Source organism: Pelomicrobium sp. G1 (assembly GCF_051905455.1).
Lineage (GTDB): Bacteria > Pseudomonadota > Gammaproteobacteria > Burkholderiales > UBA6910 > Pelomicrobium.
On sequence record NZ_JBQACR010000235.1, the window covers coordinates 1 to 316 of the forward strand.

Consider the following 316-nt stretch of genomic DNA (forward strand, 5'->3'; position numbering starts at 1 on the left):
GGGTGAAATGGTGCTCCTGGACGTGGAACAGAAGATCGCGGCAGCCCGAGAGGGTATAGAAGTCCAATGAGCACGCCACCGCTTTGGCGGGGTGGTCGTCGGGGAGGGCGAGGATCTCGCGGCGGCAGGCCCGAATGCCCGCGGCCTGCCTGCCGGCTGGGCAGGCATCGGGCGCGAATCCCCGCTCGGCGATGAGGCTGCGTGCCGCCGCTACCGCCGCGCGCCCGGCCTCGCTGTAGAGGGCGACCTTCATGAAGCCCTGGGGCGCCAGACGGCCGAGCAGTGCCCGCCAGCCGTCCAGGGGCCTCTCCAGATG

At 71.2% G+C, this 316-nt stretch carries 1 pseudogene; it reads right to left on the reverse strand.

Annotated elements, in window-relative coordinates:
• Positions 1-316: pseudogene (locus ACTFO6_RS18325) on the reverse strand (tetratricopeptide repeat protein); the annotation flags it as partial.